Here is a 20908-nt window from a genome sequence, read left to right as displayed (position 1 = left end):
AGCCGGATGGCCAAACGCTACGCCTCATTGTTTTATGGCAAAGATGCCCAGCCCAGCGACAGCCGCAGCGCGGAGCCGAAAAAGGCCCCGTACCGGCTGCTGCTGGTGGACGACGAGCCCAACATTCTGGCCTCGCTCAAACGGGTATTCCACCGGGAAAACTATGAGCTACTGTTTGCCTCCAGCGCCACCGAAGCCCTGGCCATCATGGAAAAGCAGCCGGTCGAGCTGATCATGACCGATTTCATGATGCCCGGCATGAATGGCAGTGAATTGCTGCGGGAAGTGCGTGAGCGCTGGCCCCAGACCATCCGCATCATGCTCACCGGCCACGCCAATACCGATGCGGTAATGGGCTCGATCCGCGACGGAGCGGTGTACCGCTTCATCCTCAAGCCCTGGAACGACGACGACATCCGCCTGACCATCGCCCTGGCGCTGGAACAATACGAACTGATCCAGCGTACCCGGGCCCTGGAACAGCAGACCAAAAAGCAGAGCAAGGACCTGGACACCATCAGCAAGCTGACGGCCACCAACCGCAGCCAGCTGGCCATCCTCCTGCACAAGAAAGGCTGGCTGAACGCCCAGCAGATCCAGCAACTGCACCGGGAAATGCAAAGCAAGAAAAACCCGGTGGTGCGCTCCCTGTTAAAGCATGACTGGGTGGATTTTCGCAAGGTATTCGAGCTGTTGCGGGACGACATGCTGTTCGAGGAGGTGGACCTGCGGGAATTTCAGCCGGACCCGAGCCTGCTGTCCCTGATTCCGCAGAAAATCTGCACCCGCCAGTTGGTGCTGCCATTGCGGGTCAGCGGCCAGCGTTTGCGGCTGGCCATGGTCGATCCCATGGACGTAAACCTGATCGACGAACTGGGCTTCATGACCGGTTACACCATTCACCCGCTGCTGGCCGAGACCGGCCAGATGCAGGCCAAACTGGCGGAGATCTTCGGCGAAACCCAGGACCTGGACGACATCGCCACCAAAGTGGGCACCGATGACCCGTACGAAGGCATCGAAATTGTCCTGGACGATGATTCCGACCAGGAATCGCTGGAACAGCTACTGGGCAGCTCCGAGGAGCCGCCGGCCATCCGCCTGGTGAACGCCATTATCCTGGAAGCCCTGCGCCTGGGCGCCAGCGACATCCACATTCATCCGCGCACCAAATCCCTGGTGGTGCGCTACCGGATTGACGGGGTGCTGCAGGACAAGATCCACATTCCCACCAACCTGTTGATGTCGGTGGTCTCGCGCATCAAGGTCATGGCCGAGCTGGACATCACCGAACGCCGGCGCCCCCAGGATGGCCGCATTACCGTCAAAACGCCCATGCGCATTGTCGATCTGCGCATTTCCACCCTGCCCACCATCAACGGCGAGAAGGTGGTCATGCGGGTGCTGGAACGCCAGTCCTCGGCCCAGTCGCTGACCGACCTGGGTTTGTCCGGGCACAACCTGAAACGGCTAATGCACGTCACCGCCAAGCCCCAGGGCATCATCCTGGCCACCGGCCCCACCGGCAGCGGAAAGACCACCACCCTGTACGCTCTGCTGCAGCACAACGCCAGCGCCGAGCGGAACTACGTGACCATAGAAGACCCGGTGGAATTCCACGTGGACATGGCCGGCCAGGTCCCAGTGAAAGACCGTATCGGGCTGAATTTCGCCAGCATCCTGCGGGCCATCCTGCGCCAGGACCCAGACGTGATCCTGCTTGGCGAGATCCGCGATGAGGAAACGGCTGATGTGGCGTTCCATGCCGCCATGACCGGCCACCTGGTGTATTCCACCCTGCACACCAGCTCTGCCGCCGCCACCGTGGCGCGGCTACTGGACCTGGGGCTCAAGCCCTATGTGGTGGCCTCGGCGCTGGAGGCCATTATTGCCCAACGGCTGGTTCGCAAGGTGTGCGACCATTGCCGGGAAGAGGTGCCGGCCCCGAAAGACGTCCTGCAGCAGCTGGGCCCACAGTTCCTGGCCCCCGAACTTACCTTTTACCGGGGCCGTGGCTGCGAAAAATGCCACAAGGGTTATCGGGGCCGTGTGGCCCTGCACGAGGTACTGACCGTGGATGAAGCTTTGCGCGCGGCCATTACCGAAGGCGCCAGCGCCATGCAGATTGAAGCCCTGGCCAGGAAACAGGGCATGCAGATGCTGCTGGACGACGCGCTGGACAAACTGCGCCAGGGCCTGACCACCCCGGAAGAAGTACTGCGTCTGCTGGGGCCGCAGGTGTTGAATGCGTAATTCACGGAACTTCACGGTATTCTGGCTGTGCGCCGTAATGGCTATTGCCATTGCCCTGGCCGCCATGGGTGTGGTGGTGCTGTTTGACGGCCTGGCAACCAACCACCCCAGCAACCCGGGCTATATCCGGCTAAAACCCGGCGTTGGTCTGCTGTCCCTGTGTTTCGGTCTGGCCCTGCTCGCCCTGGTTTTTCGCCGGGGCTGGCTGTCGCAAACCTTGGCCGGCAGCGCGCTGGTTCTGGCTCTGGCCTTCACCCTTCTGCCGCTGGCCGGCTCAGCCAAAGCAACCCTGCAGTGGGCCATTAATCCATTGTTGCTGCTGGTCACCGGCCTGATCACTCTGAGTATTGTTGCCGCCATCCGCTTGCCACGCAGCTGGCGCCTTGGCGGGCTGGCCAGCGGCATCACCGTGCTGGTCGGCCTGCTGTCAGTATTTTCCCACTGGCATGATGCCGTACCCCCCTTCGCACTGGGCATGCGCGCGGAGAGCAGCCTGATTCTGGGCCCGATGGTGGCACTGACCGGTCTTGTACTGCCATTTCTTGGCCGGGTGTTCCACCAGAAACAGGAAGTACCCTACAAGGGGCTGGTGGCCGTGGGTGTGGCCAGCATTCTGGTAACCACACTCAGTTGGCACCTGCTGCGCCTGCAGCATACCGAATACCTGCTGCAACGAGCCGAGGCCCTGGGCGATACCCTGGAAGCCGCCAGCACAGATACCTACGTGGCCAAGCTGACGCTGATCCGCCGAATGGCCGAGCGCTGGGAAACCATGGGTGGTATGCCCACCGAGGAACTCTGGCAACGGGAAGTGAACAGCTACCTCAGGGATTTTCCCGAGCTGCGCCTGATCACCATTCTGGACCCCAAGCACCGGCCGGTAATGATCGAATCCCGTGATCTGACCTACCGCTTCTGGCTGCACGAGTTCCTCAACCGGCCCGGCTTCGACGATCGGCTTGAACACATCATCCAGTCCAGGTCCGCCCACCTGAGCCGCGCCATGGACACTGAAGACGGCCGTGCCCACGCAGCTGTCATCGTTCCTGTCACGCCCCGGCCGGGCCTGTCCTGGTCTGTGATCGCGGTGGTGGATCTGCAAAGCACCTACCAGGCTATGGTCCGGCACATTGACCCGGAATGGATCATCACCATTTCCAACTACGGCCATCCGGTGCTGGACACCGCACCCCAGGTGCCGGAGAGCGAACGCTTGCCACTGGTCAGCCGGCAGGTGGAGGCCCACCATGACACCCGCTGGACCATCGACATCAGCATTTCACAAAACACGCTTCCACCCGGCGAACGCTATCTGCCGCCGCTACTGCTGTTCGGCGGGCTGGGCCTCAGTTTCCTGGTGATGCTCAGCCACCAGTACTGGCGTGAATCCGAGCACCGCGCCTCGTCGCTCAAGCAGCTGAACGAAACCCTGAATGTTCATCTTCAGCAGGAGCGGAAACTACGTAAAACCAATGAGCGCATTGTGGAGTTCTCCCGGGACATTCTTTGTTCTATCAGCCGGGACGGACGCTTTATACAAATCAGCCCCGCCTGCGAACTCATTCTTGGCTACCGGCCGGAAATACTCCTGGGCACCCACTTCCATGACCTGCTGGTGCAGGAAGACCGGTCCCCCAGCGATCAGGAAATCGACCTGTTGGTGTCCGGTGATCATGCCAAAACCTCGGGCTTTCGAAACCGCATGATTCACCGGGACGGGCGCATTATCACCATTTCCTGGTCCGCGGAGTGGTCCGCAGAAGAGCAGGCACTGTTCTGCGTTGGCCGCGACATCAGCGACCAGCTGGTCGCCGAAACCCTGACCCGGGAGCGGGACCAGTTCTTTTCCCTGTCGCCGGACATGTTCTGCATTGTCGATCTGAACACCCATTTCTTCGAGACCAACAACACGTTTGTAGAAACCCTGGGCTACTCCCGGGACGAGCTGATTGGCACCTCCTATATGGATATTGTGCACCCGGAGCATCATCCACAAGTCATGGAGGCGGTACAGTCACTGCTGGAGGGCAATGATGTCTTCGAGCTATTGATTCAGGTGATTGACCGGGCCGGCAACCACCACTGGCTTAACATCAACGCCATTCTCAGCGCGGACGACCTGATCTACGTGGTGGCCCGGGACACCACCGGACAGCGGCGCATCGAGCAGAAGCTGAAGGAAAACGAGGCCCTGCTGAAAATGGCGGAAAGAGTGGCCATGATCGGCGGCTGGGTGGTGGACCTCCAGACCGGCAAATCCACCTGGTCCGACGCGGTGTGTGCCATCCACGAAGTGGCCCCCGGCCAGGCACCGGATGTGGACGACGCCATCAAATTCTACGTACCCGAGCACCGGGAACGCATCCGCAATGCCGTGCAGACAACGGCAGAAACCGGCATTCCGTTCGATGAAGACCTGCAGATCCGTACCGCCGAGGGCCGGCTGCGCTGGGTGCGTGCTATTGGCCACGCGGTAAAAGATGACGACGGCCAGATCGTCGGCCTGCAGGGCGCCTTCCAGGATATCACCGCCTCCCGTCAGGTGCGGGAAGAGCTGGAGCGAAGCAACCGGGAGTTGCAGGATTTCGCCTTTGTCGCCTCTCACGATCTGCAGGAACCGCTGCGCAAGATACAGGCCTTCTCCGACCGGCTGGTGTCCCGCTCCGAGCATCTGGACGAACAGGAAAAAGACTACCTGCGGCGCATGCAGTCCGCCGCCGGGCGCATGCAGAATCTGATCGAAGACCTGCTCACCTACTCACGGGTCACCACCCGCGCCAAACCCATGGTGTCCTGCCATACCAGCAGGATTTTCCAGGAAGTCCTGCAGGACATGGAAACCACCATTACCCGGGAAAACGCGCAGATACACATGGGTGAGTTGCCCGACACCTTCGGCGACGCCACCCAGCTGCGCCAGGTGTTCCAGAATCTGCTGAGCAATGCCATCAAGTTCCACGAACCGGGCCAGAGGCCGGAGATATCCGTGACCGCCGAGGCCATCGACAAAGACCAGTGGACACTGGTGGTCAGCGACAAAGGCATCGGTTTTGACGAGCGTTACGCGGAAAAATTGTTCCACCCGTTCCAGCGCCTGCACCAGAAAAACGGGTTTGCCGGCACCGGTATCGGCATGGCCATTGTCAAAAAGATTCTGGACCGGCACGGTGCCACAGTCAGTGTGAAAAGCCGGCCCGGACAGGGCACCACTTTCCGCATCCGCTTCAGCCGGGGCTAGTCAGGGAACGTATGAGCATGAACGAGATGTACATTCATATCCTGATCGCCGAGGACGACCCTGACGATCGCCTGCTCCTGGAAGATGCATTCCAGGAAGCCTGCCCGAACTGCCGGCTGGATTTTGTCAGCAACGGTCTGGAACTGCTGGACTATCTGCAGGCGCCATCGCTTCAGCAGTTGCCGGACCTGCTACTGCTGGATCTGAATATGCCGTTCAAGGATGGCCGGCAGGCGCTGAAGGAGCTGCGGGCCACCCCGGCGTTCACGGGGCTGCCGATCGTCATTATGACCACATCCAACAATGACGATGACCGCCAGGCCTGCCTGGCGGCCGGCGCCGACGACTACCTGGTCAAGCCAAACCGGTTTCGGGCCTTGCTGACCCTTGTGCAATCCCTGGAAAACTACTGGACTCGCCATGATTGAGCCAATGCTGCGCGTTCTGCTGATCGAGGACGACGAAGACGATTACCTGATCACCCGGGACCTGCTGACCGAAGCCAGCCCGGTGGATACCCGCCTGATCTGGCGCGACAACGTGGCAGACGGGCTTACCTCACTACGGGAAGAAACCTTTGACGTCGCCCTGGTGGACCTGCGCCTGGGCCCGGATTCGGGCCTGGATCTGATCCAGCAGGCCAAGGATGAAGGCATCACCACGCCCTTCATCCTGCTGACCGGCCAGGGTGATGACGAGCTGGACGCCCAGGCCGTGTCCCTGGGTGCGGCTGATTATCTGGTCAAGGGCAAACTCGACAGCCATACCCTGCTGCGTAGTATCCGTTACGCCATTGACCGGGCCGCAGCCACCGAAAACCTGGCCATCAGCGAGGCCCAGTACCGGCTGCTGTTCGAGAACAACCCCACGCCCATGTGCCTGGCCCGGCCAGACACCCTGCGCATCAACGCCATGAACGAGGCCGCCCGCACCCTGTATCGACTGTCGGCCCAGGACGTGGCCGGGCTGACCATGGCGGACCTGGAAAACACCACCGCCAATCCGGCCGAACCGGACGGCGAGGGCATCGTGCTGCCACCGGGCAGCCGCCTGGTGCATCACCGCACCCGCACCGGCAAGCCGCTGATTGTGGAGTTGGCCAGCGAAGAGCTGGTGATCGACCAGCACGAGCTGGTTCTCTACACCCTGACCGACAGAACCCAGCAGATTGACAGCACCCGCCAGCTCAAACTGCTACAGCGGTGCATTGAATCCAGCTCCAACGGCATTGTCATTACCGATGCCAGGGTCAAAGGCATGCCACTGGTGTACGTCAATCCCACCTTTGAGACGATCACCGGCTACAGCGCCAAAGAGTCGCTGGGCAAGAACTGCCGGTTCCTGCAGGGCGACGATTTTGACCTCAGCAACGAACAGCCGCTGGCCCAGATCCGCCGGGCACTGGCCCAGGGTGAAGAGGTGGCCGTGGTGCTGCGCAATTACCGGAAGGACGGCTCGCCCTTCTGGAACGACCTGTATCTCTCGCCCATTCGCAACAGCCGGGACGAAATCACCCACTATGTAGGTATCCAGAACGACATCTCCGAGCGCAAATCCATCGAAAGCCAGCTGGCTTACAATTCCAGCCACGACGTGCTCACTCACTTGCCCAACCGGGCGCTGCTGGAGGACCGGCTGGAGCAGGCCTGCCGTTTTGCCCGCCGTTACGAACGCTATCTGGGTGTGTTGTTCATAGACCTGGACGGCTTCAAGCTGATCAATGATTCCCTCGGCCATCGCACCGGTGACAAAATCCTGGTGGAAGTGGCTCACCGCCTGAAAGACCTGGTGCGCTCCGGCGATACAGTCGCCCGGGTCAGTGGGGATGAATTCGTTATCGCATTGACCGATCTGGCGGAGGCGGAAGACGCCCAGCTGGTGGTCGACCACGTCATGCAGTCCCTGTCCTTGCCCTACCGGATTGACGATAAAGTACTCCACCTGACCGCCAGTATTGGTATTCAGATCTCTGACGGCAGCATCGACCACCCCGCCCAGTTGATCCAGCAGGCGGACCTGGCCATGTACCAGGCCAAACAGCTTGGCAAAAACACCTGGCAGTGGTTCTCCGAGGAAATGAACGAGCAAGCCAGCCACCGGGTACAGCTGCGCAATGAGCTACAGGAGGCCATCGATTCCGAAACCCTCTTGATTTACTACCAGCCACTGATTGATGCCCGCACTGGCCAGGCCCGCTGCGTGGAAGCACTGGTGCGTTGGGAGCACCCCACCCGGGGACTGGTCTCACCCGTGCACTTCGTCCCGCTGGCTGAGGAAACCGGGCAGATTGTCGCCCTGGGACGGTGGGTACTGGGCCAGGCCTGCCGGGACATGGTGCGCATTCACGCCGCCGGTTTCCGGGAATGCACGGTGGCGGTGAACGTGTCACCGGTACAGATCCGCCAGGCCGGGTTTGTGGATGTGGTCAAAAAGGAGCTGAAAGCTTCTGGCCTTCCACCCGAGTCCCTGGAACTGGAAGTGGTGGAATCCGCCGTACTCTACGACACCGATCAGGTGGTGCAGACTCTGAACGAGATCAGCGAACTGGGTGTGCACATTGCCATCGACGATTTCGGTACCGGCTTTTCCAGCCTCAGTTACCTGAAACTGATGCCGGCCAACAAGATCAAGATCGACCGTTCATTCATCATGGACGTCACCCACAACCGCAACGATGCGGCCATCACCCAGGGGGTCATATCCATGGCCCACCACCTGTCCCTGGAGGTCGTGGCAGAAGGGGTGGAGACCGAGGCCCACGCATCGTTCCTGCGCAGAAACCAGTGCGACCTGCTTCAGGGTTACGCCTTTGCGCGCCCCATGCCGTTTAACGAACTGACCGAATTCATGCATGTGCACGGAGGCAGACAACCCCACACTCGCCTGGACTGTGAAAATGAGCAAAAAACGCTGCTGCTGCTCGACGATGAGCACAACATCATCAAGGCACTGACCCGCACCCTGCGCCGGGACGGCTACCGGATTCTGTCAACCACCAGTGTGAGCGAAGCCTTCAACCTGCTGGCCAGCAACGAGGTACAGGTGATTATCTCGGACCAGCGCATGCCGGAGATGTCCGGTACGGATTTTCTCAGCCAGGTAAAGGCCATTCACCCGAACACCGTGCGGATTGTGTTGTCGGGCTACACCGATCTGAAATCGGTCACCGAAGCCATCAACGAGGGCGCCATCTACAAGTTCCTGACAAAACCCTGGGATGACACACAGATCCGCGAACACGTGCAACAGGCGTTCCGTTACCACGCCGCCATGCAATAGCGGGGCAGCAAAACCGGCTGATCGTCAGGCTGAGACCGGCATCGACTCGCGGGGGGCGTCATCAGCAAAAATCACCCGGTTGCGGCCGGCGTCCTTGGCTCGATACAGTGCATGATCGGCACGGGTCAGCCAGCTTTCGACGGTTTCACCGGCCTGCAGCACGGCCACCCCGTACGACACGGTGATCTGGCCACCCGGCCCACGCAAGTGTTGGCGAACAATCCGCTGCAGGTTTGCCACCACGGATTTCAGTGCCAACGGACCAACGCCGGGCAGCAGCAGAACAAACTCCTCGCCACCAAAGCGGAACAGCTGGTCGTAACGGCGGGTATGGGCGGCGATCAGCGCCACCAGTTCGTTGAGGATGTTGTCACCCACCACATGGCCATACCGATCATTGATCTTCTTGAAGTGATCAATGTCGAGAATCACCAGGGCCTGATCCAGCCCGGTGCGCTCGTGTTTGGCCACGGCCATGGCCAGTTCCTGGTCCATGGAGCGACGGTTGTTTACTCCGGTTAGCGGGTCAATGGTGGCCAGATGTTCCAGCCGCCGGCGCTGGTCGCGGTTACGGATGGCAAAGACAAACGCGCAGGAGGTCACCACAATGGCAGTGGCGGCAAACGACCACATCTGCTCCTGGCTGCGGAAGGCATCGCCCAGCCCCATCATTACCGCCACGGCGGACAGGTTGATGCCCATGGCCACGCGCGGCGGTGTCAGGAAAAAACTGGTCACCAGGCACGGATAGAGCCAGAACAGGCCGGGGTCCCCCACCAGGGTGCCAATGATCACCGCGCCGGAAGTGGCGACACATGCCATTAATAAGCCAGCCCTGCGGGTATCACCGGTACGCCAGGCATGGCCTGTGGCCAGGGCCACGCCGGCAAGGATCAGAACATCAATCACAAAGGCCAGTGAGTTACCCTGCACGAGCCGGAGGATGGCAAAGGGCGTTACCCCGACCATGGCGCTGAACGCCAGCAGGGTAATGATGGAAAGACGGAAATCGTTTTTCAGCCGGTGCAGCATTGTTGTGTCGCTTCAGACGATAGTCTTATTGTTTCCGGCAAGCGTAGACCAGGAGGCGGATAAATTCCTTAGCACGATACGTTTCTTAACAATTCTATCGGCAGACACGACATATTGGTGCATGCAAGTGTGGGCAGTTTTCACTAGTATTTACCGCTACCCATTCTGTAAAACTGTAGGGCGCCGTTATAAAGGTTCCAGACATCAAGGACACAGCATTGGATTCACTCGTAAGAATTGCCCCCGGGGCACTCGTTATTGGCCGGCCTTTGCCGTGGGATGTGTTTGATGCCGACGGCAACGTGCTGCTGCGCCAGGGCTATGTGATCCAGACCGAAAGCCAACTGGAGCACCTGTTCGAGCGAGGCCGCTTCAAGCCCCGCAAGATGAGCCCCTACAAAAAAGCGGAGTTCGAGGACAACCGCCACCGCAATCCGTTTGCCGATTACGCCGAGCTGCTGCTGACCCTGGAAACCACCCTCAATGCCATCACCTCCCGGGAAGAGTCGGCACAAAAGCGCCTGCTGGGTCTGAGCCGGATGCTCGAACGCACCTGCATGGAAGCGCCGGATGCCAGCCTGGCGCTGGTACACCTGTATTCGGTCAACCCGAACATCCACGAGCAGATCCTGTTTTACGGCATTCTGTGCCAGTTCACGGCCCGCCAGTTCGGCCTTGATGAGAAACGCACAAGGATACTGACAGCCGCAGCCCTGGCCGCCAACCTGGCCCTGGTGCCGGTGGCCGACAAGCTGAACTCATCCAACATCATCCTGAGCCAGCAGCAGCGGGCCGTCATCGAGAAGCATCCGGACCGCAGCATACGGGCGCTGGAGGCCGCCGGGATCGACAACAAGCTGTTGTTGAACATTATTGCCCAGCACCATGAGTACGCCGACGGCTCCGGCTACCCGGACAACCTGAGCGGCAGCGATATTCTGCCGGAGGCGGAAATTCTGGCCCTGGCCGAGCGCTACGTGGCGATGATCACCAAACGAGCCTACCGCAACCGCATGGATATCACCGAAGCGCGCCAGATGATCGCCAACCTGGCCGACGGAAAATTCCGCCCCGCCATTCCCAGGGCGCTGCTCGAAGTGCTCGGCAAGTACCCCCCCGGAGTCCTGGTGCGCCTGGACAACAACGAAGTGGGGGTGGTCACCCGCCGGGCCAACAAATCCCGGGGGCCTTTTGTGCAGGCCATCTTCAATCCCCGGGGCCATCGCTACAACGGCACCTTTGAGCGGGACACCAGCCTGCTGGATTACATGATCCGGGGGCCGGAAGAGCCGGAAATCATGCCATCCATGGATTTCAGCCTGCTTTGGGGCTTTCGCTCCTGAACAATCGCCGATAACGGTTTACATGCCGCCAGTTCCCGCTAAACTCTTGTAATCATGTCCAAAACGGGCGTTTGATCTTCATTCATCCATGGCACAACGCGGGAGACCCCATGGAAGCCATTTCAAACTTCGTTAGCCAAATCAACGGACTGGTATGGGGCCCTCCCATGCTGGTCATGATCCTGGGCGTTGGCCTGTTCCTGAGCATCGGCCTGAAACTCATGCCGGTACTGAAACTGGGCGCCGGTTTCCGCCTTATGTGGAGCGGCCGCGCCCGGGGCGAGGAAGACGAGGGGGAGATTCCGCCCTTCCAGGCCCTGATGACCGCCCTGTCCGCCACCGTGGGCACCGGCAACATTGCCGGCGTGGCCACCGCCGTATTTCTGGGCGGACCCGGCGCGCTGTTCTGGATGTGGCTGACAGCACTGGTGGGCATGGCCACCAAATACTCCGAAGCCGTGCTGGCGGTTCGCTTCCGGGAAGTCGACGAGCGCGGCAAGCACGTAGGCGGCCCCATGTATTACATCCGCAACGGGCTGGGCAACAAATGGGCCTGGCTGGGGATCCTGTTCGCCGTGTTTGCCTCGGTCGCTGCGTTCGGTATCGGTAACACGGTACAGGCCAACTCGGTCGCGGATGTACTGGAAACCAACTTCGGCCTGCCACACTGGGCAACCGGCATCATCCTGATGGTGCTGGTGGGCATGGTACTGATTGGTGGCATCAAACGTATCGGCCAGGTGGCCAGTGCGCTGGTCCCGTTCATGGCCGTGTCCTACGTATTGATCGGCCTGATTGTTCTGGCCATCAACGCCACCGAGATTCCGGCAGCCATCGGCATGGTGTTCAGCTCCGCCTTTACCGGCACGGCAGCCGAGGGTGGCTTTGCCGGTGCCGCGGTCTGGGCCGCCATCCGCTTCGGTGTTGCCCGTGGCATTTTCTCCAATGAGGCCGGCCTGGGCTCGGCGCCCATTGCCCACGCAGTGGCGCAAACCAAGGACCCGGTGAAACAGGGCATGGTGGCCATGCTCGGCACCTTCATCGACACCATCATAGTCTGCTCCATCACCGGCCTGGTGATCATCACCTCCGGCGTTTGGACCTCTGGCGAAACCGGTGCAGCACTGACCTCTCTGGCATTTGAAACCGGCCTGCCAGGCTTTGGCAACTACATTGTCGCTATCGCCCTGGCCATTTTCGCCTTTACCACCATTCTGGGCTGGTCGTTCTACGGTGAGCGCTGTATCGAATTCCTGTTCGGTACCCGCGCCATTGTGCCTTACCGGGTGGTGTGGATCATCGCCATTCCCGTGGGCGCCACCGTCAACCTGGGCTTCATCTGGCTGGTGGCCGACACCCTGAATGCCATGATGGCACTGCCCAACCTGATAGCCCTGCTGTTACTCAGCCCGGTGGTGTTCAAGCTGACCCGGGATTATTTCAACAAGCAGGCAGGCACCCGGCCATAACCGGCGGATAGTCACACAGCGCATAAGGATGTGCGCAAATAATTACAGCGATGACTCGCCGGACTCTTGTTTTCCGCCCTTGTCGCGCCAACATACGTAGAAGCCACGAAGAGAATGCTTCCATCAAGACACCAAAAGGAGAGTGTTTATGAGCCTGCGTTTAGGAGATACCGCACCGGACTTCGAACAGGATTCCAGTGAAGGCAAAATCAGTTTTCATGACTGGCTGGGCGACAGCTGGGGCGTTCTGTTTTCACATCCCGCGGATTTCACGCCGGTGTGCACCACCGAGCTGGGCCTGACCGCCAAACTCAAAGACGAATTCGAGAAGCGTAACGTCAAGGCCATTGCCCTGAGCGTGGATCCTGTCGATTCCCACAAGGAATGGATCAAGGACATCAACGAAACACAGGGTTGTGCCGTTAACTTCCCGATCATTGCCGACCACGACGGCAAGGTGTCCGAACTGTACGACATGATCCACCCGAACGCCGACAGCACCCTGACTGTACGTTCGCTGTTCATTATTGATCCGAACAAGAAGATTCGTCTGATCATTACTTACCCGGCTTCCACCGGTCGTAACTTCAACGAAGTACTGCGGGTGATCGATTCCCTGCAGCTGACCGACGAGCACAAGGTGGCCACCCCGGGCAACTGGGAACGTGGCGGCGACGTGGTTATCGTGCCGTCTCTGCAGGACGAGGATGAGATCAAGCAACGCTTCCCGAAAGGCTACAAGGCCGTGAAGTCGTACCTGCGCATGACGCCGGACCCGACAGCCAACTGGAGCGGCGACTGATCCGCCAGCCCTGTATTAAAGTGTAAAAAGTTCAGGCATAAAAAAACCGGGCTGCTCAGGCGGCCCGGTTTTTTTATGGGTGGCGGGCAAGGTTGCCCGCCGTGAAGGCCAGCGATCAGAATGCCGGAACCACCGCGCCTTCGTAGTTTTCCTTGATGAACGCCTTCACATCCTCGGACTGCAGGGCTTTGGCCAGCTTCTGCATGGCCTCGCTGTCCTTGTTATCCGGACGGGCCACCAGGATGTTCACGTACGGTGACTCAGAGCCTTCGATGATCAACGCGTCCTCAGACGGGTTCAGTCCTGCTTCCAGAGCGTAGTTGGTGTTAATCAGGGCGATGTCCACCTGGCCCAGAATACGCGGCAGGGTAGCGGCTTCCAGTTCCTTGAAATCCAGGTCTTTCGGGTTGTCAGCAATGTCACGCGGGGTGGCGGTGATCTTGCTTTCGTCTTCCAGGGTGATCAGACCGGCTTTCTGCAGCAACAACAGGGCACGGCCGCCGTTGGTGGGATCGTTCGGAATAGCAACCACGGCGCCGTCTTTCAGATCGTCCAGTGAGTCGATCTTGTTGGAATACGCGCCAAACGGCTCAACGTGAATGCCGGCAACGGTCACCAGGTTGGTACCACGGCCGTCGTTAAACTCATCCAGATACGGCTGGTGCTGGAAGAAGTTGGCGTCCAGGCGCTTCTGGTCCACCTGGATGTTGGGCTGCACGTAGTCGGTGAAAACTTTCACGTCCAGCTCCACACCCTGCTCGGCCAGAGCCGGCTTTACGAATTCCAGCAGTTCGGCGTGGGGTACCGGGGTGGCGGCGACTGACAGTTTTTCGGCCAGGGCGGTGGTGGAAAAAAGACTTGCTGCGGCGGCTACGGCCACCAGAGTTTTCTTGAAGTTCATTATTATGCTCCTGTTTGAAATTCTTTGAAGGCTCGAAAAAGGTCTATGCACGGTGTGGCCGGCCGTCTCCAGAAACTGTTGAGAGCCAGACGCCCCCCCTTGCGGCACCTCCTCCAGAAACACGCCTACAAGCACTTCCATGGCAGATTTTTGCTCCTGCAAAATCTGCACTTTCGCCATCCTTGGCGGTCGTGCTCTTGAATCGGGCCATCCATGGCCCTCAACAGTTTCTGGAGGAGGTGCCGCAAGGGCGCGCTGATTCGGAGTTAGCGCCGGCTGAAGTACAGCACCAGGCGGTCACCAACCATTTGCAATACTTGTACGAAGATTACCAGCAGAGCGACGGTAATGACCATCACATCTGTCTGAAAGCGCTGGTAACCGAAGCGAATGGCCAGGTCACCCAGGCCGCCACCGCCGATAACGCCGGACATGGCAGCGTAGGACACCAGCGTGATCGCGGTAACCGTGATACCTGCGATAATGCCCGGAAGCGCCTCCGGCAACAAGGCGCCGAAGATGATCTGGCGAACGTTGGCACCCATGGCCTGGGTGGCTTCGATGATGCCCCGATCCACTTCCCGCAGGGAGGTTTCCACCAGCCGGGCAAAGAAGGGCGCGCCACCGGCCACCAACGGGGGAATGGCACCCGCCACGCCCAGTGAGGTGCCAATCAACATGACGGTGAACGGGATCATCACAATCAGCAGAATGATAAACGGCACGGAACGCAGCACGTTCACCACAAAAGACAGCACGGCATAAGCCACGGGCTGCTCCAGCAGCTGGCGTTTGCCGAACAGGAACAGCAGCACGCCAATCGGCAGGCCAATCAACACGCTGAACAACAGAGACATGCCCACCATGACCAGGGTGTCCCAACTGGCCAGGCCGATTTCCGTCCAGTCTACATTCGTCAGTAAAGCTTCCATCAGCGTACCACCTCCACGTGCACGTCGGCGGCTTCCAGCGCCTGCATGGCAATGTCCAGATCACCGCCCACCAGCGACAGGGTCAGCTGGCCGTAGGGGGTGTCCTTGATGTGGTCAATGCGACCAGAGAGGATGCTGAAATCCACACCGGATTCCCGGGCGACGCTGCCCAGCAGCGGCTTGTAGGTGGATTCGCCCTTGAAGGTCAGACGCAGGATTCGGCCTTCGGCTTTCTGCAGGTCTTCCTGAAGCTCATCCCGGTCGACGTTTTCGCTTTCAAACACGAAATCCCTGGTAGTGGGATGCTGAGGATGCAGGAACACTTCGCTAACCGGCCCCATTTCCACCACTTCGCCGGCATCCATCACGGCCACTCGGTCGCAGACACGGCGCACCACGTCCATTTCGTGGGTGATCAGTACGATGGTCAGGCCCAGTTCCTTGTTAATGTCCGCCAGCAATTTCAGCACCGATTGCGTGGTTTGCGGGTCCAGGGCGCTGGTGGCTTCGTCGCACAGCAGGATGGTGGGCCGACAGGCAAGGGCACGGGCGATGCCCACACGCTGCTTCTGACCACCAGAGAGCTGGGTCGGGTATTTGTTGGCGTGGTCACTCAGGCTCACCCGGGCCAGCAGCTCTTCCACCCGCTCGCGGATCTCTTTTTTTGAATAGATGCCGGCCAGCTTCATGGGGAAAGCGATATTGTCGGCCACGGTTTTCGAGGACAACAGGTTAAAGTGCTGGAAGATCATGCCCACCTTGCGGCGAAAAGCACGCAACTCGGCCGGGTTGTAGCGGTTGATGTCTTCGTCATCAATCAGAATACGCCCGCCGGAAGACGGTTCCAGCCGGTTGATCAGCCGCACGAGGGTGGATTTGCCCGCGCCGGAGTGGCCGACGATGCCGAAGACTTCGCCGGTGTCGATGGTCATACTGGTGGGGTGCAGCGCGGGGATCGCCCGGCCGCCCACCTGGTAAGACTTCTGTACCTGGTCAAATACAATCACGATCAGTGCCTTGCAGGTGCGCCGTTAAAACGCGCGATTATAGCCTATTTGCCGGGCAAACCCGAATCATTCGCAGCAACGGCATCTGTGTAGTTGCCCGTACACCATTGGCTACCTGACAGGCCGATGTGCTGTCGTCTAAACTGACAAAACCAACGCATATTAACAACTGTCCATTTTCCGATTGAGGCGCATTCGAGCTGTGACAACAACTCCGGAACACCCGCCCTCAAGGATGAATTCCACCCAGGCATGGGTTTCTTATCTGAGCAAGGTCGAGCTGCCGGTTCTGGCCAACACACTCCGGCGCATCAATGAGCTGACCGAAAGCCAGAACAGCACGGTCAACGAACTGGCCAACGTGATTCTGAACGACGCCCAGCTCACCTCGCAGGTGCTTCGCCTGTCAAACACCGTGTTTTACAACCGCTCCGCCACCCAGGTGAGCACCGTCAGCCGGGCCATTCACGCCGCCGTTCAGGCCAGGTGCCTGCTGCCAAGCACAAAAGAGCAGGCGCTGGAGGAAGTTTTCATCGGCGCGCTGTTGATGAACATCGGTGAACTGGCGTTCTGGTCCTGCGAGACCGACCAGGCCACGGAGCTGGAGGAGCGGCTGCGGCTGGAGGAGCCGCCCATCGAGGCTCAGCGGGCCGTTCTCCATACCACGTTCCTGGAAATCACCCGGGGACTGGTGGGGACACTGACCGCCAAAGGGCGACTGGTCGGGCTGTTTTACGCGGACAATGCGGCGGCCGGCTATGTGCCGTCAAAACAACAGGAAGAAGCGTTTGCCCATTTCATACAGAATGCCCAGCTGTGCCTGGCGTTGATGTCGGCGCGATAGCAGCCCGATTTACCGGGCTGCCGGTTCAGTGAAGTGAGCGCATGTGCCGGGGGTAGAGTGCGGCGCTGACTTCCGGCTCTTCAAGCAGGTCCGCCAGTTCACGATCGACGGCGGTTTCCTCGCCCTCTTCCGGCAAGGGTTCAAACAGTGTATCCAGCCAGGCGGTCACCGACGGTGCGTTGTCGCGGTCGTAATCGGTGGATAGCGCCTTGATGCGCCGGAAACCGATAATCCGCCGATGCTTGGGATCCCGAATCTGCTCGAAACCGCGCCAGTAAATCCGGTCACGGGTGTGCAGCTGGACAAACAGCGTATCTATCGGCCCCTTGTCATCATCTTCATCCGAGTCATCGGTCACCTGCACCGCGTCGGTTTCCGAAGGCTTGCGACGGATTGTTGTCCAGGCCGGGTAAAGTACCGCGACAGCATCGGCTTCCACGTGCTCGCGGGCTGCACGCAGAATCAGACCCCAGCGGGCCTTGTCGGCATCGCTTTCCAGGGAGTTAATGGGCAGGTCATAGCTCTCTTCGCTTGAGAGCACAATGGCCATCATCGGAGCATCCAGTTCTCCCATGGCTTCGGCCTGTGCGACAGACACCAGATCGTCGATTGCCATCGATTGGTTCATAAATGCTCGCCTCCTCGATGCCATCAGGGTCGGTGGGAAACGGGTTCCCTCAACCACAGCATAGCCTGTTCCGGTAAGAAAGATAAACGTGGAGGCGATGAAGACGGATCACAACCCCTGCTGGACATTACTCGTTAAACGCGGAAAACTCGGCGGTTAATTGATTGGTGCGAGAACGAGCGGGGCAGGCCTTTCCAAAACTGTCTGCAGCCATGGATGGCTGCAGTCAAGACTACGCCCGCCATGGAAGGCGGAAGTGCAGATTTTGCAGGAGCAAAAATCTGCCAGGGACGTACTTGCGAGGCGTGTTTTGGAAAGGCCTGCCCCGCTCGTTCCAGCACCCGTTTAAAAACTAATAGACATAGGTGAGCTTCATGGAGCTGAGTTTTTTCCCGGAGGCCATCGGTTCCGGCGTCGGCCTGTTTTTGTTGCTGGCCTCGGCCGTTACCTCCATGATCACCGCCACCCTTGGTGCCGGTGGCGGCGTGTTGCTGCTGGTCTTGATGGCGTCCTGGATGCCGCCGGCCGCGATTATTCCCGTGCATGGCATGATTCAGCTCGGCTCCAACGCCGGCCGCGCCACGCTCACCCGCAAGCACATCGACTGGAGAGTGATTGCCGCCTTTGCTCCGGGCGTTTTAGTCGGCTCTGCGCTGGGCGCCTGGTTGCTGGTGGATCTTCCCGAATACCTGTGGCAACTGACCATCGCGCTTTTTGTCCTTTATTTGTGCTGGGGGCCGAAGCTGCCCAAGGCTTCCTTTGGTACGCCGGGCATTCTTCTGGCCTCGGCCGTTACCAGTTTTATCAGCCTGTTCGTCGGTGCCACCGGCCCGCTGGTGGCGGCGTTCATCAAACAGATCCATACCGACCGGTTTCGCACCGTTTCCACCTTTGCCACCGCCATGGTGTTACAACACGCGCCGAAGGCATTGGTCTTTACCGTCGCCGGCTTCGTGTTCTCCGATTGGTTACTGTTCATTCTGGCCATGATTGCCTGCGGCTTTGCCGGCACCTGGGTCGGCCTGCACCTGCTCAACACCATGAGCAATCGCTGGTTCAGCTGGGTATTCAACATTGCCCTGACCCTGCTGGCATTAAGGCTACTCTGGCAGGCGGCGATCTCATCGGGCTGGATTGGCTAAAAGCTGCAAACAGGATGAGTTCTTGACTTGTAATTTTACTGATAATCGTTACCATTCACTTCAGGTTTCGATAATCGGTGCGTATAGCCATGAACTCCATAAGTGCTGCTTCAGAATCCCTGCTACCCCAGGGGCCGCTGTCCCAACTCATTGATATGGGCGGCCCGGTCATGGTGGTGCTGATTGCCCTGGCGGTAATCGGCCTGGTGACTTTCTTCTACCTGATGCTGTTCGGCGCCTTTTACACACCCCGCTTCAGCCGAAAACTCCGCCACCTTCTCAACCAGTGGCAGGCAGATCCAGCCAGTGCCCGGCCACAGGAAGTACAGCAACAGGCCGGCTTTCTGGGGCGCACCAACCCGCTGCTGCACCTGCTTACCAACACCATGCAGGATTGCCAGCGCAGCACCAACATACCGGCCGTTCGTGAAACTGCGGTGCGTGATGCCCAGAATGCACTGGAGCCGTTCGAGGCGCCCCTGAAGATTATCGAAGTGATCGCTGCCCTGGCGCCGTTGCTCGGGTTGCTGGGTACCGTCATGGGCATGATGGAAGCCTTCAGCGCCATGGCAGCCACCGAAGGCCGTGCCAATGCCACCCAACTCAGTGGCGGCATCTATGAGGCCCTGGCAACCACGGCGGCGGGGCTAGTCGTGGCCATTCCGTTTGCCGCACTGGCGGCGTGGATTGAGTTCCGCCTGCGCCGGATTCACAAGAACATCAACGGTGCTCTGGTGAGCGTGTTCAATGTCACACCGCTGACCAGCACCGAAACCGCTCAGCCCGCACCGGCGCCGGCGGCGCACCGGGAAAGCAGCCCGGAACCGGACAGCAATTACAGCGTTACCAGCAGCCCCCGCTTTGCCCATGCAGCTGGTTGAACCCCGTCCCAGCCGGCCAATGCCCATACGGATAACACCACTGATTGATGTGGTGTTTATCCTGCTGGTGTTCTTCATGCTGACCACCCGCCTGCTACCGGTGGACTATCTGGAGCTCGGCAACAACACCGACAGCCGTGGGATGTCCACTGGCGAACCACTGCCGGAACTGGTTGTGGCCGCCGACGGCTCTGTGCGCTGGCAGGGCGAGGATTATCCGTTGGAAGAACTGGTATCGGCGCTGACTGCCGCCGGCATCGGTGAAGCCAACCTAAGCACCGCGCCAGATACCGCATTAGCCGACTTTACCCAGACCCTGAGCGCACTGGATGGCGCCGGAATAGAAGCCCACTGGCAACGCAGCCGCAACGACTCATGACAGATCTGGTTCCCGCACCCTCCACATCCGGCAAAGGCTTATTGGAGCGAGTTGAAGATGCGCTTCTGCCGCTGATCAACCTGGTTTTCCTGCTGCTGATGTTTTTCATCGTGGCGGGCCAGCTGGCCGACGATCCGTTGCCGGAGTTGCCCGGCAGTGCGCAACTGGAACAGGAACGGACCCCGGAGGCCGACTTGATGGTCAAGGCCGACGGGAGCTGGCAGGTGCAGGGAGAAACCTACAACAAGGACACCCTGCTGCCCGAACTGAGGGAACCAGACGAAAGCAAACCGCTGAAAATAGCCGCCGACGAAAATCTTGGCATGGCGGACCTGGAGGCCCTGCTGGAAGTACTGGAAGCCGGAGGCTATACCGAGGTACTGCTGCTGACGGAGCCGGCCAGATGAAAACCGCCGGCAACCTCCCCAAAGCGGCCTTTCTCATCCTGTCCATTACCCTGGCCGCCATCGCACTGGTCTTCGCCAGCCCCAGGGAACCCATGGAGCTGCCGGTACTGGGCGACAGTAGCGTCAACACCGCACCAGCGGTGAAAATCAGCCTGGCTGGCCAGAAAAAAGATGAACCCAAGCCAGCCCGCCAGCCAGAGCCGGTAAAAGAACCCGAGCCTGACCCGCAGCCCGAACCAAAGCCTGAGCCGGAACCGAAGCCTGAACCTAAACCGAAGCCAGAGCCAGAGCCAGAGCCAGAGCCAGAGCCAGAGCCAGAGCCAGAGCCAGAGCCAGAGCCAGAGCCAGAGCCAGAGCCAGAGCCAGAGCCA

Annotated in this window: 17 protein-coding genes and 1 pseudogene; 13 read left to right on the top strand and 5 right to left on the bottom strand. The window is 59.8% G+C overall.

Annotated features, from left to right (window positions below; genetic code table 11):
• The first annotated feature begins 6 nt into the window (after positions 1 to 6).
• From BMZ63_RS05135 to BMZ63_RS05120, 4 genes are read left to right on the top strand one after another with little or no spacing between them, the layout of a single operon-like run.
• Positions 7 to 2253 carry an ATPase, T2SS/T4P/T4SS family gene (locus BMZ63_RS05135; protein WP_091702594.1) on the top strand — a complete coding sequence of 749 codons (2247 nt, stop codon included), beginning with the start codon at positions 7 to 9 and terminating at the stop codon, positions 2251 to 2253.
• Complete coding sequence (locus BMZ63_RS05130) at positions 2246 to 5491, top strand: PAS domain S-box protein (protein ID WP_091702591.1); 3246 nt, start codon at positions 2246 to 2248, stop codon at positions 5489 to 5491. The genes BMZ63_RS05135 and BMZ63_RS05130 overlap by 8 nt, the downstream gene beginning before the upstream one ends.
• 17 nt (positions 5492 to 5508) lie before the next feature.
• On the top strand, positions 5509 to 5919 hold the full coding sequence (locus BMZ63_RS05125) for a response regulator (protein ID WP_177187031.1): 411 nt from the start codon (positions 5509 to 5511) through the stop codon (positions 5917 to 5919).
• A complete protein-coding gene (locus BMZ63_RS05120) occupies positions 5912 to 8770 on the top strand; it encodes an EAL domain-containing protein (RefSeq protein WP_091702585.1) in 2859 nt (952 codons plus the stop codon). Before BMZ63_RS05125 ends, BMZ63_RS05120 begins: the two co-directional genes overlap by 8 nt.
• A gap of 24 nt (positions 8771 to 8794) precedes the next feature.
• On the opposite strand, the gene BMZ63_RS05115 is transcribed toward BMZ63_RS05120, so the two are convergent.
• A complete protein-coding gene (locus tag BMZ63_RS05115; protein ID WP_091702583.1) occupies positions 8795 to 9802 on the bottom strand; it encodes a GGDEF domain-containing protein in 1008 nt (335 codons plus the stop codon).
• 218 nt (positions 9803 to 10020) lie between these two features.
• On the opposite strand from BMZ63_RS05115, the gene BMZ63_RS05110 reads away from it, so the two are divergent.
• The 3 genes from BMZ63_RS05110 to BMZ63_RS05100 all read left to right on the top strand — a co-directional run bounded on the left by BMZ63_RS05110 (position 10021) and on the right by BMZ63_RS05100 (position 13416).
• Entirely contained in the window at positions 10021 to 11145 is a 1125-nt protein-coding gene (locus BMZ63_RS05110) for an HD-GYP domain-containing protein (protein WP_091702580.1), read from the top strand.
• Positions 11146 to 11255: 110 nt separating this feature from the next.
• Positions 11256 to 12614, top strand: coding sequence for an alanine/glycine:cation symporter family protein (locus tag BMZ63_RS05105; protein ID WP_091702577.1), 1359 nt, complete (start codon positions 11256 to 11258; stop codon positions 12612 to 12614).
• A 148-nt stretch (positions 12615 to 12762) separates the two neighbouring features.
• A complete protein-coding gene (locus BMZ63_RS05100) occupies positions 12763 to 13416 on the top strand; it encodes a peroxiredoxin (RefSeq protein ID WP_091702575.1) in 654 nt (217 codons plus the stop codon).
• Between the two features lie 115 nt (positions 13417 to 13531).
• On the opposite strand, the gene BMZ63_RS05095 is transcribed toward BMZ63_RS05100, so the two are convergent.
• From BMZ63_RS05095 to BMZ63_RS05085, 3 genes are all read right to left on the bottom strand, one after another.
• Positions 13532 to 14317 (bottom strand): MetQ/NlpA family ABC transporter substrate-binding protein, encoded by a 786-nt coding sequence (locus tag BMZ63_RS05095; protein WP_091702572.1) that lies wholly within the window; start codon positions 14315 to 14317, stop codon positions 13532 to 13534.
• Positions 14318 to 14583: 266 nt separating this feature from the next.
• Positions 14584 to 15249 (bottom strand): methionine ABC transporter permease, encoded by a 666-nt coding sequence (locus BMZ63_RS05090; protein ID WP_091702568.1) that lies wholly within the window; start codon positions 15247 to 15249, stop codon positions 14584 to 14586.
• Positions 15249 to 16256, bottom strand: coding sequence for a methionine ABC transporter ATP-binding protein (locus tag BMZ63_RS05085; protein WP_091702565.1), 1008 nt, complete (start codon positions 16254 to 16256; stop codon positions 15249 to 15251). The genes BMZ63_RS05090 and BMZ63_RS05085 overlap by 1 nt, the downstream gene beginning before the upstream one ends.
• A gap of 202 nt (positions 16257 to 16458) precedes the next feature.
• On the opposite strand from BMZ63_RS05085, the gene BMZ63_RS05080 reads away from it, so the two are divergent.
• A complete protein-coding gene (locus tag BMZ63_RS05080) occupies positions 16459 to 17100 on the top strand; it encodes an HDOD domain-containing protein (RefSeq protein WP_091702562.1) in 642 nt (213 codons plus the stop codon).
• 25 nt (positions 17101 to 17125) lie between these two features.
• Here the strand turns inward: BMZ63_RS05080 and BMZ63_RS05075 are convergent, their stop codons facing one another.
• Entirely contained in the window at positions 17126 to 17728 is a 603-nt protein-coding gene (locus BMZ63_RS05075; RefSeq protein ID WP_091702559.1) for a hypothetical protein, read from the bottom strand.
• A gap of 374 nt (positions 17729 to 18102) precedes the next feature.
• On the opposite strand from BMZ63_RS05075, the gene BMZ63_RS05070 reads away from it, so the two are divergent.
• From BMZ63_RS05070 to BMZ63_RS05050, 5 genes and pseudogenes are all read left to right on the top strand, one after another.
• A complete protein-coding gene (locus tag BMZ63_RS05070; protein ID WP_091702556.1) occupies positions 18103 to 18870 on the top strand; it encodes a sulfite exporter TauE/SafE family protein in 768 nt (255 codons plus the stop codon).
• 89 nt (positions 18871 to 18959) lie between these two features.
• Complete coding sequence (locus tag BMZ63_RS05065; protein ID WP_091702554.1) at positions 18960 to 19751, top strand: MotA/TolQ/ExbB proton channel family protein; 792 nt, start codon at positions 18960 to 18962, stop codon at positions 19749 to 19751.
• Positions 19738 to 20130, top strand: a complete 393-nt coding sequence (locus BMZ63_RS05060) for an ExbD/TolR family protein (protein WP_091702551.1) — start codon at positions 19738 to 19740, stop codon at positions 20128 to 20130. The genes BMZ63_RS05065 and BMZ63_RS05060 overlap by 14 nt, the downstream gene beginning before the upstream one ends.
• Positions 20127 to 20537 carry an ExbD/TolR family protein gene (locus BMZ63_RS05055; protein WP_091702549.1) on the top strand — a complete coding sequence of 137 codons (411 nt, stop codon included), beginning with the start codon at positions 20127 to 20129 and terminating at the stop codon, positions 20535 to 20537. Before BMZ63_RS05060 ends, BMZ63_RS05055 begins: the two co-directional genes overlap by 4 nt.
• A pseudogene (locus BMZ63_RS05050) lies at positions 20534 to 20908 on the top strand (energy transducer TonB); the annotation flags it as partial. The gene BMZ63_RS05055 and the pseudogene BMZ63_RS05050, both read left to right, overlap by 4 nt.

This window comes from Marinobacter persicus, assembly GCF_900114155.1.
Classification (GTDB): domain Bacteria; phylum Pseudomonadota; class Gammaproteobacteria; order Pseudomonadales; family Oleiphilaceae; genus Marinobacter; species Marinobacter persicus.
The sequence above is the reverse complement of the archived record's forward strand: the minus strand, read 5'-3'. Positions and strand labels throughout refer to the sequence as shown.

Coding starts and splice junctions, on each gene's coding strand:
- BMZ63_RS05135 (WP_091702594.1), top strand. CDS start 7: ATGGCCAAACGCTACGCCTCATTGTTTTATGGCAAAGATGCCCAGCCC.
- BMZ63_RS05130 (WP_091702591.1), top strand. CDS start 2,246: ATGCGTAATTCACGGAACTTCACGGTATTCTGGCTGTGCGCCGTAATG.
- BMZ63_RS05125 (WP_177187031.1), top strand. CDS start 5,509: ATGAACGAGATGTACATTCATATCCTGATCGCCGAGGACGACCCTGAC.
- BMZ63_RS05120 (WP_091702585.1), top strand. CDS start 5,912: ATGATTGAGCCAATGCTGCGCGTTCTGCTGATCGAGGACGACGAAGAC.
- BMZ63_RS05115 (WP_091702583.1), bottom strand. CDS start 9,802: ATGCTGCACCGGCTGAAAAACGATTTCCGTCTTTCCATCATTACCCTG.
- BMZ63_RS05105 (WP_091702577.1), top strand. CDS start 11,256: ATGGAAGCCATTTCAAACTTCGTTAGCCAAATCAACGGACTGGTATGG.
- BMZ63_RS05100 (WP_091702575.1), top strand. CDS start 12,763: ATGAGCCTGCGTTTAGGAGATACCGCACCGGACTTCGAACAGGATTCC.
- BMZ63_RS05095 (WP_091702572.1), bottom strand. CDS start 14,317: ATGAACTTCAAGAAAACTCTGGTGGCCGTAGCCGCCGCAGCAAGTCTT.
- BMZ63_RS05090 (WP_091702568.1), bottom strand. CDS start 15,249: ATGGAAGCTTTACTGACGAATGTAGACTGGACGGAAATCGGCCTGGCC.
- BMZ63_RS05075 (WP_091702559.1), bottom strand. CDS start 17,728: ATGAACCAATCGATGGCAATCGACGATCTGGTGTCTGTCGCACAGGCC.
- BMZ63_RS05070 (WP_091702556.1), top strand. CDS start 18,103: ATGGAGCTGAGTTTTTTCCCGGAGGCCATCGGTTCCGGCGTCGGCCTG.
- BMZ63_RS05065 (WP_091702554.1), top strand. CDS start 18,960: ATGAACTCCATAAGTGCTGCTTCAGAATCCCTGCTACCCCAGGGGCCG.
- BMZ63_RS05060 (WP_091702551.1), top strand. CDS start 19,738: ATGCAGCTGGTTGAACCCCGTCCCAGCCGGCCAATGCCCATACGGATA.
- BMZ63_RS05055 (WP_091702549.1), top strand. CDS start 20,127: ATGACAGATCTGGTTCCCGCACCCTCCACATCCGGCAAAGGCTTATTG.